A 17326-nucleotide genomic window follows, 5' to 3' on the forward strand; every position below is an offset into this window, starting at 1 on the left:
CCACGCCACCCACCCCACCACCGCCTTCGCCCTCTCCCGCCTCGCCAACCCCGACACCCTCCACCCTTCCCCTACCTCCGGTGTGGAGGCCCCTACCCCTACCTCCGGTGTGGAGGCCCCTACCCCTACCTCCGGTGTGGAGGCCCCTACCCCTACCCGTTTCGGTGTGGAGGCCCCTACACCCATCGGGGTCTTCCGCAGCGTCCAACGCCCCATCTACGACACCCTCATGAACAACCAACTCGACACCGCCGTCGAACAACAAGGCAAAGGCGACCTGGCGGCTCTGCTCACCGGGAAGGACTCCTGGACGGTGCGGCCACCCAGCCCCCGGTCATCACCTTCCCTACTCGTCTGATCCATCGAGAACGCCGCATCCCAGGGAGGGACACCATGGCGTATGTGATCGCTCAGCCCTGCGTCGACGTCAAGGACCGGGCGTGTATCGACGAATGCCCGGTCGACTGCATCTACGAGGGACCGCGCAAGCTCTACATCCACCCCGACGAATGTGTCGACTGCGGCGCTTGTGAGCCCGTCTGCCCGGTGGAGGCCGTCTTCTTCGACGAGGACGTCCCGGCCGAGTGGAGCGACTACCGCACGGCGGACGCCGAGGTCTTTGTACCGCTCGGCTCCCTCGGAGGAGCGAGCGGAGCAGGTCCGCTCAGTGTCGATCATCCCCTGGTCGCAGGCCGGGGAGCCGCAGAGTAGCCCTGGGCCCGCCGTAGTGGTAGATCGCATTCCGGTGCGGTCCAGTACCGGTACAGGCCAAGTCCAGAGCGATTGCAGCGGTTCGCGAGAACGTTGGGGCGGTGGCGAGTAAATCTCGCCACCGCCCGTGGTGTTTCCGCCCCGAAGAAGGCTTGATCGCCCAGTACATCGCTCACGGACGCATGCATATGCGCCAGACATGTGTGCATCGATGTGTGGTTCGTGAGCGATCTGGGCGCTGGACGAAGCCCCACGGCGTACGGATCCACGATCGTTCTCGCCGCCGGCTCGGCCGGGGGACACATGAAGGAGCTGGTATGGAGAGCGCGCTCGATGCTTCAGAAGCCGCACTGACGGTACCCGGGGCAACCACCGCGTCCGCTGCCCGCGCTGCCGGACTACCGGGTTCCCACGGCATGGCCCCTCTGCATCTGCTGCACAGACCCGACACTCCGGAGGGGTTCCTGCTGGACGCCAGCGCCCCGGTGGAGCAGCACTTCGCCCTCTCGGCCGAACTCCCCGACGGACACCCGGTGTTCAACGACGGCCCCGACACCTTCCACGATCTGCTCTTCGCCGCGGAATCCCTGCGCCAGGCCACCTTCTTCGTGGCCCATCAGTACTTCCGGGTCCCCGCCGAGCGTCCCGCCGTCTTTGTGTCGAGCGGGATCGATGTCCAGGACCTCGGCCCCTGGCGCCGAACCGGCCGTTCGGCACCCATGACCCTGGACATCACCCTGACCCCGGTCGACGTGGTCAACGGGATCCCCCGCGGTCTTGACTGCCGCGGCGGGGTGGCCATCGACGGAGTGAGCTGCGGCAGTGGCACCGCCAGGCTCCAGTTCCTGATGCCCAGGGTGTACCGGTCACACCGCGAGCTGGGGCGCCGCGAGAGTCTCCGCGGCTCGCTGCCCCCAGCGCCCCACGGTACGCGGCGCACCGCGGTCCGCCCCGAACAGGCAGGCCGCGGTGATCTGCGCAATGTCCTGGTGGGGCCGCCGTTACGGGCCGTCGACGGCGAGTTCATGCTGCCGGTCGTGCCGGCCCCCGGGCATGAGATGTTCCATGGCGGCCCCGACGGACACATACCGGGCCCGGTGTTCCTGGAGGCATCCCGACAGGCGGCGCTGGTGGTCGCCGCCGAGCTTCAGGGATTTGAACCCGCCCATGTCGTGCTGACCCACTGGTGGGCCTCCTTCCGCGGCTTTGGCGAAGCGGACCTCCCCCTGACCTGCACGGTGAACACCCGTGACCCCTTGCGTGACAGCGCGGGCCGTCCAACCCTCCAGGTGAAGCTCACCTTCAGCCAGGGCAGCCGGGTGCTCTGCACCGCGGCGGCCACACTGCTCCAGGACTGCTGACCACCGACAGCCCCCACCCCCCCACGCCCCCACCCCCCGGTTGACACACCCCCACCCCGTTCGTCATCGAGAGGAGCCATCCATGCGTTTTCGGGTATTGGGGCCGGTGAGTCTGTCCCCTCGCACCCCATCAGCCGCCAAACCACGTGCACTGCTCGCCACCCTGCTGGTGCAGGCCGGTGAAGTGGTCCCAGCGCACAGCCTGATCGATGAGCTGTGGGGGACCGAGCCACCGCGGACCGCGACCACCACGCTTCAGGTGTATGTGTCCCAACTGCGAAAGGTGCTCGCCGAAGGCGATGACGCCGCCGCCACCACCGGTGGGCTGCTCGTCACCCGCCCCCCTGGATATCTGCTCCAAATACCCCACCAGGAGGGCCAGTTCGACCTTCCCCAGTTCGAGCGCCTGCGCTCCGACGGCCGCACCGCCTACCAGGAGAGCGATTTCGCGCGCTCCTCCCATCTGCTGGGTGAGGCCCTCGCCCTCTGGGCCGGACCGGCGCTGTCCGGCATCCCCCATGGCGTACGGCTGGAGTCCGCGGCCATCCGTCTCGACGAACTGAGACTGGAGGTCCTCGAACAGCGGATCGTCGCCGATCTGCGGCTGGGACGCCATCAGGAGCTGGCCGGAGAACTACTGGCCCTCGCCAATGAGAACCCGCTGCGGGAGACGCTCCACGCTCATCTGATGGTGGCGCTGTACCGGACGGGACGAGGTTCCGACGCGCTGAGGGTGTACGGACGGCTGCGCCACTCCCTCGTCGAGGAGTTGGGGGTCGAACCCGGCCCCACACTTGCCCGACTGCATGAACGAGTACTCCGCCGTGACCCATCACTGGACTGGCGGGCCGCTCGCGCCGGCGTCGCCGCCAACGACCGGCCGACACCGCCGGCCTCCCCCGGGGTCACTGCCACCGCCCCCGCGCCCGTGCCTGTGCCGAAACCCGTACTACCCGCCGCGGCTCCCGGTTTCGCCGGCCGTCACGAGGAGCTGGCCTACGGGGAGAAGGTGCTCCGCGGCGGCGGTGGACGGCAGCCGGCGCGCCTACTGGCGATCTCGGGCCGGGCCGGCGCGGGTAAGACCGTACTGGCGCTACGGCTCGCCCACCGCCTGGCCGGGCAGTTCCCCGACGGGCAACTGCTGGTGGGGCTGCGCGGCCCCCAGGGCAGACCGCTGAGCCCGACCCAGGCGGGCGCCCTGCTGCTGCGCCGGCTCATCGGCGCCGCCCCCGGCGCCACAGCGCCGACCGATCCGGGGGAACTCGCCGACCGACTCCAACGCGCCCTGCACGGACGCCGAATGCTGCTCGTCATCGACGATGTCAGTTCCGAGGAACAGGTACGCCCCCTGCTACCGCCCGGCGACGGCAGCGCTGTGATCCTCATCGGCCGGCGCACGGCCGCAGCGCTCGACGGCGCCGAGCATCTGGTTCTGGACGCCGTGCGACCGGACGACGCCCTGGAACTCCTGCGCGTCGCGGGAGGTCAGCGCATGGCCGAGAACCCGGCAGCCACGGCGGAGATCGCCCGGCTGTGCGGATATCTGCCACTGGCGCTACGGGTCGCGGCGGCGGCCCTGACCGCGCGGCCGCATACGACGGCCGCCGAACTGGCGGAACGGTTGCGCGATGAGAGAACCCGGTTGGGGGTGCTCCGCGAAGGCGATCTCGATCTGCGCTCCAGCCTCCTGACCGGATACCAGGAAGCCACCCCCGCCACCCAGCGCGCCTTTCGGCTGCTGACCCTGGCCCCCGCCCCGGACTTCGCCGGATGGACCGCCGGCGCTCTGCTGGGCATCACCCCCGGCGCGGCGGACGAGGTCGCCGAGGAGCTCGTACGCGCCCAACTGCTGGAGGCGAGACCCGGCGAGCGGCCGGCACGCTATGGATTCCACTCCCTGCTGCGGGTGCTGGCCGTGGAACTGCGCGATGCGGCTGACCAGGAGCATGGGCAGCCGCCGAAGGCCATGGAACGGCTCTGCCACGCCTATCTCGCGCTGGCCAGATACGCGGACCGACGGCTCGCCCCCGGACGGAACTGGCGAGTCCCAGCGCTCAGCGGCGCCGGAGCGGCGATGGGCGACGCCTATCAAGGCACCCTCCTCGATCGGGCCGCCATCGTGGGCAGCAGCCCGCTGGGATGGTTCGGGAAGGAGGCAACGGGCCTGGTGGAGACCGTACGACAGGCCCATGCGGCCGGTCTGTGGCCGCTGGTGGGGGAACTCGCCGACAGCGCCACCGGGTACTTCCACGCGTGCGCCGCGTGGGATGACTGGGAGGAGACCCACCGACTCGCCCTGGACGCCGCGCTGCGCACGGGTAACACCGCCGCGGAGGCGGTGGTGCGCTACTCGCTCGGGGACCTCGCCTGGCAGCGCAGGGAGGGCCGGCGGGCCCTGGACCTCTACACCGCGGCGCAGCACTGCTTCGACCGGGTGGGGGACCGGATCGGCTCCGCCCGCTGCCGGATCGGTGTGGCGGACATCCTGCTGGGCCAGGGCCGGCTCGGGGCCGCCGCTCGACGGTATGGGCGGGCCCTGGACCAGTGCCTGGCCGGAGGGGACCTCTGGGGTGGGGTGGCCGCGCTCAACGGGCTCGCCCTGGTCAATCTCCGCAAGGGGCGGCGGGACACGGCCACCGGTCAGCTGGTGCAGTGCCGTCGCTGGGCCGAGCGGCTCGGGGACCGTCGCTGGGCCGAGTACACCCGCCGCACCGCCGCTCGAATGGCCCAGGACGCCCCGGCGAACCAGTCCCAGCCGTCGCGGAACGGACAGCCGGACCAACGCTCCGGGGCGGTGGTCGCCGCTGATGACCCACCGTACGCGGTGGAGGTGCGACCCGGGATGTGGCTCATCGGTGCGGCGGTCGGCCGAGGCGGCCGTTCGCACTCGCCCGCACTCTCACGGTGATCTCTCCTCAATCCGAGCACACCGACGCCGGTGTGTCCCCCTGTTCGGTCGGGGAGGACACACCGGCGTCGCGTTGAGCGAGCCCACGCGTGCAGCTCCACTCGGATCGGTCCGCTACTTGGCGCTTTCCGCCGTGGCGTGGGCGGCACTGCGGATCTGATCGACGACGACGTCGGGGTGGGACATCATCGCGACGTGCGAGGAGTCGATCTCGACCGTGTGCGACTTGGCCCGCTCGGCCTCGAAGCGCTCCAGGTCGGGGGCGATCGCCTTGTCGTTCTTGGCGACGATGAACCAGGACGGAATCGTCTTCCAGGCCGCGGCGGTGGCGTTCTGTGCGAACCCGGCCTGGGCGACCGGGCGCTGTTCGACCGCCATGATCCGAGTCTGCGCCTCGGGGAGGTCAGCCGCGAACACGGCGTGGAACTTCTCGTTCTGGATGTACAGATCCGTGCCGCTGGTCGTTCCGTCGGTGTACGGGACCGGCCGGAGCGCGGTGCCGAGGTCGCTGCCCGTGAACTTCGTGGACAGCGCGGCCGGGTTCTCGCCCACATCCGGCATGAAGGCCGACACATACACCAGGGCCTTCACATTCTCGTTTCCGGCGGCGGCCTGGCTGATGACGGCGCCGCCGTAGGAGTGCCCCGCGAGCACGATCGGGCCCTTGACCGACTTGAGGATGGACGCGACATAGGCCGAGTCGCTGAGCACACCGCGCAGTGGGTTCGGTGGGGCGAGCACCGGATACCCCTGGTGCTGGAGCCGCTCGACCACGTCGTTCCAGCCGGATGCGTCCGCGAACGCGCCGTGCACCAGCACCACCGTCGGCTTGGCGCCATGGCTCGTGGGCTCGGGGTTCTCCCCACCGGACGGGTCGCCCCCGGCGACCGCGGGTCCGGTCGCGAACACCGCCGCGGTCAGTGCCAGGGACAAGGCGCCCACCCGCACTATGCGGCGGCGCATCGGACGGGAGGAGGGTGGTGACACAGCCATGAGAGGTCTCTCTTCTACTGGGAGGGAAGGCTGTCGCCTCAGCGTTCACCCCACCTGGCCACCTCCGCCCGTTGACATGGGCGGGAGAGTGAAATCTCCGGCCATCGGAGTGACGCCCCCACGGCAGGGGGGCTACCGGGCCGCGTATCACCGGCCCGGACCCGAGAGTTGGGGAAGACACCCTCGCGGGCGGCAACGCCGTGGGCTGGTGCCCAGACCGCGGATTCACTGGCGCTCCCGTACGCGCCCGGCTACCCGATGAGTCGATCACGGTGCGTTCCCTCAGCCGGGCCCGCACCGAGTCCCGTTTCCGGGGGCCCGGCATGTCGGACGACCCGAGGAGGCACGGTGTTTCGACGGTTGGCCCGCACTCTGCTGGCCCTGGCGCTGCTCCTCGGCGCTCTCGCCGCGACGGTGCCGCCGCGCCCCGCGCACCCGCTGGCCTACCCCGCCTCCGGTTCACCGTCGCCGTTCATCCCGGCAGGCGACGCGGAGCGGGGGACTTCCCCGACGGATGACAGCTTCCAGACAGCGCCGGGAGAAGGAGCGCCACCCTCGCCGGGTACCGTCAGCAGCCGCCCCCGTCGGGCCGGCGCCCGGCCGCGTTCCCTTCACAGCGACCGTTGGCGAACCTCGTACCGCAGGGGCTTCTGGTATGTGGCCATTTCCTTTGCCCTGGTCATGGCCTTCGGTACCGCTCCGACCCCGCTCTGGCCGAGCTACGCCGACCAGGACGGCTTCGGGGCGATCACCATCACCGAGGTCTTCGCCGTACTGGTGGCCGGTGCCGCCGTGGGATTCCTCGCCCTTGGACATCTGTCCGACCACTACGGCCGCCGTCGGATCGTTCTCCCGGCGCTGACCGTCGCCATGGTGGCGGCCGTCGTCCTTTCGCTGTGGAGCAGCCTGCCCGGACTGGTGGTCGGACGCTTCCTCAACGGCGTCGCCATCGGGCTCATGGCCTCCACGGCCACCGCCTATCTGCACGACCTCTACGCCCGCGAGCATCCCGACCGCCCCACGGCGGCCCGGCCTGCCGTCGTGGCCACCGCGGCCAACCTCGGCGGGCTCGCCCTGGGCCCCCTGGTGGCCGGTGCGGTCGCCCAGTGGCTGCCCCACCCGCTCACCCTGACGCAGCTCGGCTTCGCCGCCGCGCTCGCCCTGAGCCTGCTGCTCACCTGGACGGTGCCCGAGACCGTCGATCTGCGGTCCGCCGCGGCTCAGCGTCCTCCCCGGTTCGCCCTGCGGGACGGCGCGGGGCGCGAGTTCGCCTCCGCGGCAGCCCTCGGGTTCTTCTCGTTCGCGCTGTTCGGCCTGGTCACCTCGTTGGGTGCGGTGATGCTCCGGGGCACGCTCGGGATCTCCAGCACGTTTGTCGCAGGGCTGGCGCCGGGGGTGATGTTCACCGCCGCCGCGGTTGGCCAACTCGCACTCGCCCGACTCCCCCCGGCGCGACTGCTCACCGTCGGGGCGCTGGTCTTCCCGGTCGGACTCGTCCTGGTGGCCCTCTCGCTCTACCACCCGTCCCTGGGCCTGTACCTCGCGGCGGTCACCGTGGCCGGGGCGGGAGGCGGGGTGCTGTTCAAGGCGGGTGTGGCCCGAGCGGGGAGCGCCGCTGCCCCCGCCTCTCGGGCGGGGGTGCTGGCGGTCTACTTCACCGCCGCCTACGCGGGCCTTGGCCTGCCATCGGTCCTCTTCAGCGTGGCGATCCGGCATTGGAGCACCAGCGTCTCGATGACCGGCTTCGCGGTCGTGCTCTGTCTGGGCGCCACCCTCTCGGCCATGGCGGCGAGACGCGGCTGACCCACCGGCGCTCGCCATCTCCTGGCGCCCTGGTGTCCATCGGCGTAGCGGCCCGTCAGCCCGCTGCCCGACCAGGCCCCGCTTCGCTGGTACCGCGTAGCTGGGGACGGCGGTTGCGCAGTAGCTGCCGCCACTCCTCCGCGCTGAACCGCGCTGGCTCCGTGCCCTTCATGAAGTCGTGCAGCACGGCGAGGAAGCGCTCCGGTTCGGCGCGGAAGGGAAAGTGCCCTGCCTCAGCGAAGATCTCCAGCCTGCTGCCCGGCATGGAGACATGACCCAGCCCGGCGTGTACCGCGGGCACCACCAGATCCCGCCCGCCCCAGACCAGCATGGTGGGCATCCCCTGGGTGAGATAGCTGCGATCCAGCAGCGTTCCGACCTGTCCGCGCCAGTCCACGACGGCCCGCAGGGTTCGGACGAAGGCATTGCGTGAGGTGGCGTCGGGCAGCGCGTCGATGGCGCGCAACAACTCGGGCGCGTCCAGCCCCAGACTGCTGGAGAGTGACTGGATCAGCCGTACGGTCAACCCTAACTGCCAGCGTACGGTGGGTAGTTGCAGTGCGGCCAGGAGCAGGCCGGCTCCTGGCAGGGTGGCCGCTCGCAGCAGTGGGGTCACTTGGCGACCGATGCCCCCACTGCCGACCAGCACCAGCCGCTCGGTGCGCTCCGGGAACTGGTAGGCGAACTGCGCGGCCACGGCGCCCCCCAGCGAATGCCCCACGAGGGTCGCCCGGTCGATGCCCAGCGCGCTCAGGAGATCGCGTAGTCCATTGGCGTAGGCGCCGGGCGAGTAGTCGCCACGCGGTTTGTCGGACCCGCCGTGGCCGAGCAGATCCGGAGCGAGCACCCGGTATCGACGGGCCAGCCCCGGGATGATCTCCGTCCAGGTCGCTGAGGAGTCACCGATGCCGTGGATCAACACCACGGCCGCTCCCTTGCCCGCCATCCGGTAGGCGTGGCGGTAGCCGTGCAGTCGCCGGGTACGGAGGCGAACCTCGCCGCCGCGCGTACCGCGCGGCCTCGGTTGTCCCGGCCCGGGGCGGTCACCGGTGAGAGGGGGGATGGCCACGGGTCACGCCTCCCGCAGGCCCGGGTTTCCCGTCGACGCGGGGGAGAGCACCGGTGCGGGAAAAGGAGTGAAGCCCGGCATCCGCAGCCCGGAATCCAGACCGCCCGCCGGGGCAGCGGCCGCCCCGGGCACCTGATCTGACGGGGTGTTGTGCCCGTTCTCCAGGTGCGACGCCGGCCCGGTCTCCAAGGGCGTCGGGTCGATCCCCAGCGACGCGAGTGAGCGCCAGGGCTGGATCGTGCCGGGAGACCCGGCACCTCGTGCGGTAGGGGAAAGAGTGGTCAAGGTGGGCATGGCAACCGCCTCTCGGTCGGCGTTCATGGTGTGCCCGGAAACGGGCCTGCTCCGCGGGGTAGCGCGTGGGCCAGGAGATCCTGCGGTGGTGGGCTTCCCCAGGGGACGCCCTGCTGAGTCGTGGGAGTGAGGCAGCGGCGCCGTTCAGTCGTTGGTCGTGGTGGAGTGCTGACGGCTCAGGGTGCGCACCCCAGAGCCTCCGGCAGCGGCTCCGGTACCAGTGGCGGTCGCCACCCGGTCGGCGGCCCTGCGGTACTGGTTCACCCGTCGGTAGGAGTCCGTGATCCGTACCCGCAGCAGCGAGCCGACGAGCCATTTGCGCATGGCCCCCAGGTGCGCGGGTGAACCGTGGACGTCGTCGAACTCCTTGAGCCGCAGCTGGGGGAGTGTCACGGCGAGGAGTTGGCGCTCCACCGCCGGGATGATCTCGTCCCGGGAGCTCGCCACATAGTCCACCGGAACCCGCACCGCACCCAGGGTCTTCGCGTCGAGCGCGAAGTCGGCCAGCAGCGCGCGCAGTTCCTTCTCATCCGCCACGCCGGTGAGCCGGCGCAGGGTCTCCCGGGTGATCCCCGGAATCCGGGGCCACCAGAGGGGATCGGTGAAGAAGTGTGACACCGGCGCGCCGACCGTGTGGACACTACGGATACGGGGGTCATCGGCCGCCGCTCGCAACGCCAGATGCCCGCTGAAACTCAGGCCCAGCACGGAGGTCTGCGCGACCTTCGCACGGCCCGTCAGCTGGTCGAGCAGAAAGGGCAGCAGCTGCCAGGAGTCCGCGCGATAGCGCAGGGTGTTCTCGCCGACGCCGGGCATCTCGGTGGCGAGTGCCGCGTACCCCAGCCGGGCGAGCTTGGGCAGCAGCGGCGCCCACTGCTCCTTGACACTGACGATGCCTCCCATGACGAGCACCAGGGGACGGCGTCCGGACCGGTCCAGCCCGGCGGCCCACGCCGCGACCGTGCCCCCGGGATGGTCGAGCACCAGACGTTCGATGCCCCGACGCCGTCGCCAGTCGTCAAAGGTCCGTACGCAGTTCAGCTGTGCCCTTGAACGGTCGTCGTCGCCGTGGTGGGGGAACCGGGCGAGGGCATAGCGGCGGCACGCGTCGAGCGGCTGGCCCGAGAAGGCGAGCCGGTCGGCCTCGGCGCTCCACACCCGGGCCCATGACCCAGGGTGTCCCGGCTCATCAGAGGTGATCCGCGGCAGCACCGCCGCCACCTGGCGTTCACTGATGCCCTGGCCGCGTGCGTGCAGCCGGGCGAACTCCTTGAGCTCTTCGAGGTGGTTCATGGATCTCCTCCGTTTCTCCCTTGGCCAGGGCGAGTGCCGGGAACCCAGCACCGTCCTGGGGCGATCAGATGCGGAGCGCGGTGACGAACAGCCCCTGGGGGCGGGCGCCTGCCGGGGTGGGGGGATGTGCCTCCGGCCGAGCGCCCGCCCAAGAAGCATGGTGGACGCAGCCCCTTAAGCCCTGCTTGACGCGGCGGTCGAGCCTGACTCGTCGCTGGGACGCGGAAGGCGCCGTGGGTGGAAGGGGAGCCCCCTTCCACCCACGGCGCCCCGGGGACGGCCGCGATGCCAGGCGATCTACCAGTACGCTGCCGCCGTCCCCGTCTCCAGATCGCCATCCGCTGTCTCACTGTCGTCGCCCAACGCCTCGGTGAGTGCGTCAACCACCCGCGGATCGAGCATGGTCCCCGCGGCCGTATCCGCCGTATCGCCGAATCCGGAGTCGCTGACCGCGACACTGACGGCATAGCCGCCATCCACCAGGAATGTCTGAAACTCCCACTCCACCCCGGTGCCCGGTGTTCCATCGGGCGCTAGCACCCGCGCAGGCTGGCCATCGGGACCAAATCCGAAGTCGGTGAAGCGGAACCTCATTCCCTGCCCGATCGCCTTGCTGTACGCCTCCTTGAGCGTCCAGAGCCGTACCAGCGCGCGCCCCCGCTCCTCGGGCGGCAGCAGCTCCAGGGCGGTCAACTCATGGGGGGTGCAGACATGCCGATGCAGCCCGCGCGTGTAGAGCGGGCGATCCTCTCGTTCGGCATCCACACCGATCAGGCCACGGGTGGTCAGCCCGATCAACAGCAGATCCTCCGTATGGCTGAGGCTGATGTCGATCGCGTCACAACCCCGCAGATAGGGGCGGCCGGTGGGGCCGTAACCCAGCTCGATCACCTGCGGGGGCACCCTCAGGGCCACCGCGGCGGCGAACTTCAACAGCACTCGGGACGCGGCGAAGCGCACCCGTACCGTCGGGTGGGTCATCTCCAGGTACCGCTCCCAGTCCCGGCCCAACAGCGCACGCAGCCGCGGCCCGCCCGCCTGGTCCGGCCGCCAGTCGGCCAGCCGCGCGTGCAGTACCGCGACCGAGTGCTCCTCAAGGTCGGCGCGGACCCGGTCCCAAGCCCCGTCACGCCCGGAGATCTTGACCGGTTCCCCGAACGAGGGGCTGGATACAGTCCTCCTCCGCGCCATCATCGAACCCCTCCAAAGTGGATGTGAGATCACCGAGAACATCCGCCGCAGCCGCGCCGTCGATGATCCGGTGGTCGAAGGTCAGCCCGAGTCGCATCACCGGGGCGATCGCCAGCCGCCCCTGTCTGACGACGGGACGATCGATGACGCGCCCCGCGCAGAGGGTGATCGCGGTGCCGCCGCTGGAGTGGAAGCCGTCGACGGGCCGATGGCCCAGCGAGCTGACCGACACGGTGCCCAGGGTGGCAGGCCTTCTGGCCGGCGCGCGCAGAGCCGCGGCGAAGGCGAGCCGGCCGAGCGGTACCGGGAGCCTGCCGAGCAGTCGGACCCCGCGGAACTCGGGCAGCTCCGCGCTGTCCGGCGAGCGGTAGCGGTCGATCCGTTCCTGAATGTTGTCCAGGTCCGCGGATTCCAACCGGGGCAGCAGCGCGGAGAGCACGGTTCGCTCGCCGTTGACCGTACGGTCCAGTGCCAGCTTGGCCGTGACCCCGGTGAAGCGAACCGTGCGCGGTGCGCGCAGTCCGAAGGGGCGCCCCGGCAGCAGCGCCGCGTTGGCCCCCGGGTGGCGGTGCAGCACCCGGCCACTCGCCCAGAGCAGGTAGGCGACCCGCGAATAGCGTTGCCCGACCGCCCGAGCGGCCGCCCGGTGCGCCTCGATCCGGGACATGTCGATGTCCGTGTCGAGATGCACGGGACGCTGCCGGGCCGCGTGCTCCAGGAAGTACAGGGTGTGCAGCCGATTGCGCTCGGAGCGCCGACGCGCAGCGGGGGGCTGTGCCGGGGGGCCTTCGGCGGACCGGGACACGGTCACGTCTGGACCGCCAGTCGGTAGATCTCCTGGAGGCTGCGAGCCTCCAGGAGCCTGCCGACCGGCAGCGGCCTGCCCGTGGTCTGCTCCAAGACGGTGACCAGCTTCAGTAGATACAGCGAGTCCCACTCGGGCAGCTGGTCAAGATCGGCGTGGACCTCGTGGTCCTCTAGGGGCATCCCCAGTTCGTCCCTGACGAGACGGACGAATTCATCGATGGTCTGCATGGCGTACGGCCCTCCCGGGCGCGATGTGAAGGGTGGTGACAGACGAGTGCGACCCCGCGGTCGTGCGGGCCCGCTGGGTGGGTGCGGGGCCGGTCAGACCTTCTCCAGGGCGAAACCGGACTTGATCCACTTGCTGGACTCAACGGCGACCGCCAGCGCGCGCTGACCATCGGTCATCTGCTCCAAGAGGCGTTCCAGCTGGAGGAAGGGCAGTGCGTTGCCGTTGTTCCCGGTCTCGGCCACACACGACACCTCGACGGCACCCGGCAGATCCAACTGCTCGGTGATGCGCCGGGTCATCCGCCCGGACAGTTGTGGTGGCAGCAGGAAGTCCACCTGGTCCGTTGACCAGTCCAGTTCCTCCAGCAACTCCCAGAGGATCTCCGCGGCCATCACCGGAACGGCGGACTCGATCGCCTTGTAGTCCTCCCGCACCGCCTGTCGGTCCTCATGCCGGTCGGCGAGCCCGAACCAGTCGATCACCTGGCCGGGCTCCCGGCCCAGACCGGTGAACCGGTTGAGCACCCGGCGCAGCGCGAGCCGGTGACCGCGCGGCTCCGAGGTGAGCACCGCGGCGCCCGCCCCATCCCCGAACAGGACGTAGTTGACCAGATCGCTGGGTGCGGCGCCGGAGAGATCCCGGTCGAGCTCCAGGTGCTTGCTGCACACGTCCCCACCGATCACCAACCCGGTCCCATAGCCACCGCCGGTGATCAGGGTGCGCCCCAACTCCAGCGCCTGCACCGCGCCCGCGCAGCCGGACTGGAGCTGATAGGTGGGGAGTTGGTCGAGGCCGAGTTGATCGGCGACCTGGTTGACGGTCGCGGGCATCAGATGATCCGGGGTCGCGGTGCCCATCACCACGAACTCGATCTCCTCCGGGGCGACCCGGGCCGCGCTCAGCGCGCGCTCACCTGCCTGGGCGCAGAGGTCGGCGAGCGACCAGCGCACCTCTCCGGTGATCAGATCACGGGCGAAGTGCCGGGTTCTGGTGCCGATGAAAACATCGATCCACTCCTCGTTGACGCCGAGGGTCTTCGCCAGCATCGCATTGTCGACGGGGTCGCCGGGGAGGGCGGTGCCGACGGCCGCGAGGTAGGCCACGGCCTCGGGGGACGGCGGGGTTGACTGCATCGTACGGTCCTTTCTTCCTTGCAGAGCCGATGGGGCCGATGGGTCGGGCGGGATCAACGCCGACCGTGACGGTCGAAACCGTTGACCGCGAGCCGGTGGAAAGGCCCTGAGCCGCGGTAAAAGCCCTGGGCTGGGGGGAAGCCCCTAGGCGACGGCGGCGCCGACCCGGTCGCGCAGATAGTCGATGAGATCGCCGACCGACGACAGCCGCGGCAGCAGATCCTGCACGCTCATCGCCTCCAGCCCGGTCAGCCGCTCCTGTATGCGGTCCTTGAGCTCCATCACCATGACCGAGTCAAAGCCGAGGTCCTCAAAGAGCAGTGAGCCGGGTGAGATCTCCTGCGGGGCATAGCCGCCCACCCCGGCCACGGCCTCGATCACCGCGCTCGCCACCACATCCACCGGTGCGCTCTCCCGAGCCGACGGCAACACCGCCAGCGCTTCCACCGTGCCGGCCACGCTCAGCGCCCTGGTCTCCGGCTCAGCCTCGCCGCTCTGCTCCCGTGCCGCCGCGCCGGAGGCCGGCAGCACACCGACCCCCGTGGCCGTCGCGGAGCGAATGGGACCACGGGTCCAGAACCGATGGGCGTCCGAGAACGCGTACGGCGCCAGCCGCTGCGGCGCCCGCTCCTCCTCCGGGTACGCCGCGTTCCACCAGGGCTCCAGACCGCTCCGGTACAACTGCGCCACGGCTTCGGCCAGTTGGTGACCGCCCGCCTGCTCGTCCGGCACCAGGGCGACGCTCTGCCCACCGGCCAGGGCGGAGGGGCGCAGCCGGCGTGCCATCTGGGTGAGCACCGGCCGGGGGCCCACCTCCACCAGATGTGTGGGCCCGGCTTCCAACAGCTGCATCGCCGCCTCACCGAACAACACGGGCGCACTGATGTGCTCGGTCCAGTACTTGGCGTCCATCGGCTCGGCTTCCAGCAGCCGGCCGCGGACCGTGGAGTACACCGGCAGCTTGGGCACCCCACCACCGGCCTCCTCCGCGATACCGGCGAACTCCTCCAGCACCGGCTCCATCAGGGGAGAGTGGAAGGCATGGGAGACCGCCAGCTTCCTGGTGCGTATCCGCCGCTTCTGCAAGGCGTCATCGATCCGGCCCAGCGCGGCCAGCTCGCCCGACAGCACGGTGGCCTGCGGCCCGTTCACCGCACCCACCCCCACCAGCGGCTCCCGCTCCAGGAGCGGGGCAAGATCCCTGGGGGTCGCCCGTACCGCGAGCATCCCCCCGCCTTCGGGCAGCCGCTCCATCAACGCACCGCGCGCGGCGATCAGCTGCGCGGCCTGCTCCAACGGAAAGACCTCCGCCAGCACGGCTGCCGCGTACTCGCCCACGCTGTGACCGAGCAGCAGCGTCGGTCGCACACCCAGCTCGGCCAGGCTCGACGCCAAGGCGTAGCCCACGGCGAAGAGCGCGGGCTGGGTCCAACGGGTCCGATGCACCTCGGGATCGCCCGAGAGCAACAGATCACGCACCGAGCCCCCGGTGTGCGGTGTGAGGGCGGCGTCGGCCTCGTCGAGGAACCGCCGATACAACGGCGACTCCCGGTAGAGCCGGGCCGTCATCGCCGGATACTGCGAGCCCTGGCCGGTGAAGAGCAGCGCTACGAGCGGCCTGCCCGCCGGATTCCCGGTGAGTCGCGCCAGCAGATCGTCGTCGGTCGCCGCCTCGCGCAGCGCCCCGGCCAGCTCACCGGTGTCCTGGGCGGGCAGCGCGAAGCGATAGCGATGGCCCGTCTTGACCCGGTTGCTGCTCCAGCACAGCGATCCCGCCGATACCCTGCGGCGCTGGATGGCGTCGGCCTGTGCCAGGAGATTGCGGCGCAGCGCATCGAGCGAGGGGGCGCTCACCGTGAACACCCCACTGCCCAGACCGGTGCGGCCACTGGTGCGCTCGCCGTCCACCACCACCGCCTCGGGCCGGGCCGCGTAGGCGGGCGCGGACTCCAACACGGCATGGGCGTTGGTGCCCCCCATGCCGAAGCTGCTCAGTCCGCCGATCGCGGGCTTCGACTGAAGCCGCAGCGGGGTCTTGAGCAGCCGAAGCCCCTGCTTGGCCAGCTTGAGCGCGGGGTTCTCCTTGGTCGCGTGACGGCTGGCGGGCACCACCCGGTGGTGCAGGGACAGCGCGACCTTGATGAGTCCGGCGATGCCCGCCGCACCCTCGGTGTGGCCGATGCTCCCCTTGACCGAACCGACCGCCATGGGCCGTCCGGTCCGGTCCGCGTGCAACTGTCCCAGCGCCTTGATCTCGATCATGTCGCCCAGCACGGTGCCGGTGCCGTGTGCCTCGGTGAACGTCACCTCGGACGGCTCCACCCCGGCCCTTCGGTAGGCGGCTGTCAGCACGTCCTGCTGGGACCAGCGGTTGGGTGCGGTGATGCCGTTGCTACGCCCGTCCTGGTTGACGGCCGTGCCCCGGATCACCGCGTACACGGGCTGACCGTCGGCCACCGCGTCCTCCAGCCGCCGCAGCACGACCGCGCCGACACCCTCCCCGCGGCCGATGCCATCGGCCTCGGCGCTGAAGGGCTTGCACCGCCCGTCGGGGGCGGACAGTCCGGCCTGGGTGTAGAAGATGTTCAGAGCGGGGGTGAGGGCCACATTCACACCGGCGGCGATGGCGGTGTCGCACTCACCCGACAGCAGTGCGTTGCAGGCGAGATGCACCGCGACCAGTGAGGACGAGCAGGCGGTGTCCACCGCGAGGCTCGGACCCTTGAGGTCGAGATGGTACGAGACCCGGTTGGCGGTCATGCAGTAGCCGTTGCCCGACCCGACCTGGGCGGTGACCCGGGCGTAGTCGGTGAGATGGAGTTGCGCCCACTCGTTGCCCATGATGCCGACGAAGACCCCGGTGGGGCTCCCGGCCAGTTTCTGCGGCGCGATCCCGGCGTCCTCCACGGCCCGCCAGGCGCACTGGAGCAGCAGTCTCTGCTGGGGGTCCATCGCCGCCGCCTCGCGCGGGGAGATGGTGAAGAACTCGTTGTCGAAGGCGTCCGGGTCGGTGATGAACCCGCCCTCGCTGGTGTTGGAGTGGCCCTCGGCGCCGGTGGGGGAGTGGAAGTCCTGGGCGTTCCAGCGCTGCCCGGGGACCTTTCCCACTCCTTCGTCGGAGCGCATCAGCATGTCCCAGTAGGCGCCGGGGTCGGGCGCCCCGGGGAATCGGCAGTCGAGGCCGACGATGGCGACGGGCCTCATCGGGCCTCACTCTGCACGTCCCGCAGCTCCTCCACCAGGTGTCCGGCGAGCGCGTCGATGGTCGGGTAGTCCCAGGCCACGGTGGGCTCCAGGACCAGGTCGAAGTCCTCCTCGATATCGCCGCACAGGCTGAGGGCGGCGACCGAGTCCAGCCCGTACTCGGCCAGCGGGACGGAGGGGGCGATCTCGGACGGCGACCGCTGGAGATAGAGCGCGATACGGTCGGCGAGCCAGCTGCTCAGCGACTCGACGCTGTGCTCGGTGTGCTGGGTGCTCGTGGGGCGGTCGGTCGCGGGAACAGACATGGGGTGCTCCTTGGTGAAAGCGCTG

General features: G+C 70.6%; 14 protein-coding genes and 1 pseudogene. 5 read left to right on the forward strand and 10 right to left on the reverse strand.

Going from position 1 to position 17326, the window contains the following annotated elements:
• From NBG84_RS37020 to NBG84_RS37035, 4 genes and pseudogenes are all read left to right on the forward strand, one after another.
• Window positions 1-358, forward strand: a pseudogene (locus tag NBG84_RS37020) (hypothetical protein); the annotation flags it as partial.
• 35 nt (window positions 359-393) lie between these two features.
• A complete protein-coding gene (gene fdxA / locus NBG84_RS37025) occupies window positions 394-711 on the forward strand; it encodes a ferredoxin (RefSeq protein WP_250924104.1) in 318 nt (105 codons plus the stop codon).
• Window positions 712-1028: 317 nt separating this feature from the next.
• On the forward strand, window positions 1029-2072 hold the full coding sequence (locus NBG84_RS37030; protein WP_250924105.1) for an AfsA-related hotdog domain-containing protein: 1044 nt from the start codon (window positions 1029-1031) through the stop codon (window positions 2070-2072).
• 82 nt (window positions 2073-2154) lie between these two features.
• A complete protein-coding gene (locus tag NBG84_RS37035) occupies window positions 2155-4980 on the forward strand; it encodes an AfsR/SARP family transcriptional regulator (protein ID WP_250924106.1) in 2826 nt (941 codons plus the stop codon).
• 114 nt (window positions 4981-5094) lie between these two features.
• Here the strand turns inward: NBG84_RS37035 and NBG84_RS37040 are convergent, their stop codons facing one another.
• Complete coding sequence (locus NBG84_RS37040) at window positions 5095-5973, reverse strand: alpha/beta fold hydrolase (protein ID WP_250924107.1); 879 nt, start codon at window positions 5971-5973, stop codon at window positions 5095-5097.
• Window positions 5974-6321: 348 nt separating this feature from the next.
• Between NBG84_RS37040 and NBG84_RS37045 the strand changes: the two genes are divergently transcribed.
• Window positions 6322-7776 (forward strand): MFS transporter, encoded by a 1455-nt coding sequence (locus NBG84_RS37045; RefSeq protein WP_250924108.1) that lies wholly within the window; start codon window positions 6322-6324, stop codon window positions 7774-7776.
• A gap of 55 nt (window positions 7777-7831) precedes the next feature.
• Here NBG84_RS37045 and NBG84_RS37050 read toward each other — a convergent pair whose 3' ends face one another.
• From NBG84_RS37050 to NBG84_RS37090, 9 genes are all read right to left on the reverse strand, one after another.
• On the reverse strand, window positions 7832-8845 hold the full coding sequence (locus tag NBG84_RS37050; RefSeq protein ID WP_250924109.1) for an alpha/beta fold hydrolase: 1014 nt from the start codon (window positions 8843-8845) through the stop codon (window positions 7832-7834).
• A 3-nt stretch (window positions 8846-8848) separates the two neighbouring features.
• Window positions 8849-9139 (reverse strand): hypothetical protein, encoded by a 291-nt coding sequence (locus tag NBG84_RS37055; protein WP_250924110.1) that lies wholly within the window; start codon window positions 9137-9139, stop codon window positions 8849-8851.
• Between the two features lie 144 nt (window positions 9140-9283).
• Entirely contained in the window at window positions 9284-10432 is a 1149-nt protein-coding gene (locus NBG84_RS37060) for an alpha/beta fold hydrolase (RefSeq protein ID WP_250924111.1), read from the reverse strand.
• Window positions 10433-10729: 297 nt separating this feature from the next.
• Window positions 10730-11623, reverse strand: coding sequence for a 4'-phosphopantetheinyl transferase superfamily protein (locus NBG84_RS37065; RefSeq protein ID WP_250924112.1), 894 nt, complete (start codon window positions 11621-11623; stop codon window positions 10730-10732).
• Entirely contained in the window at window positions 11559-12434 is an 876-nt protein-coding gene (locus NBG84_RS37070) for a 2-oxo acid dehydrogenase subunit E2 (RefSeq protein WP_250924113.1), read from the reverse strand. The genes NBG84_RS37065 and NBG84_RS37070 overlap by 65 nt, the downstream gene beginning before the upstream one ends.
• Window positions 12431-12658 carry an acyl carrier protein gene (locus NBG84_RS37075; RefSeq protein WP_250924114.1) on the reverse strand — a complete coding sequence of 76 codons (228 nt, stop codon included), beginning with the start codon at window positions 12656-12658 and terminating at the stop codon, window positions 12431-12433. Before NBG84_RS37075 ends, NBG84_RS37070 begins: the two co-directional genes overlap by 4 nt.
• Window positions 12659-12751: 93 nt before the next feature.
• A complete protein-coding gene (locus tag NBG84_RS37080; protein ID WP_250924115.1) occupies window positions 12752-13792 on the reverse strand; it encodes a 3-oxoacyl-ACP synthase III family protein in 1041 nt (346 codons plus the stop codon).
• 144 nt (window positions 13793-13936) lie between these two features.
• A complete protein-coding gene (locus NBG84_RS37085; protein ID WP_250924116.1) occupies window positions 13937-16996 on the reverse strand; it encodes a type I polyketide synthase in 3060 nt (1019 codons plus the stop codon).
• Window positions 16993-17301: an acyl carrier protein gene (locus tag NBG84_RS37090; protein WP_250924117.1), complete on the reverse strand. Its 309-nt coding sequence runs from the start codon at window positions 17299-17301 to the stop codon at window positions 16993-16995. Before NBG84_RS37090 ends, NBG84_RS37085 begins: the two co-directional genes overlap by 4 nt.
• Window positions 17302-17326 lie beyond the last annotated feature (25 nt).

This window comes from Streptomyces albipurpureus (genome assembly GCF_023701525.1).
Classification (GTDB): domain Bacteria; phylum Actinomycetota; class Actinomycetes; order Streptomycetales; family Streptomycetaceae; genus Streptomyces; species Streptomyces albipurpureus.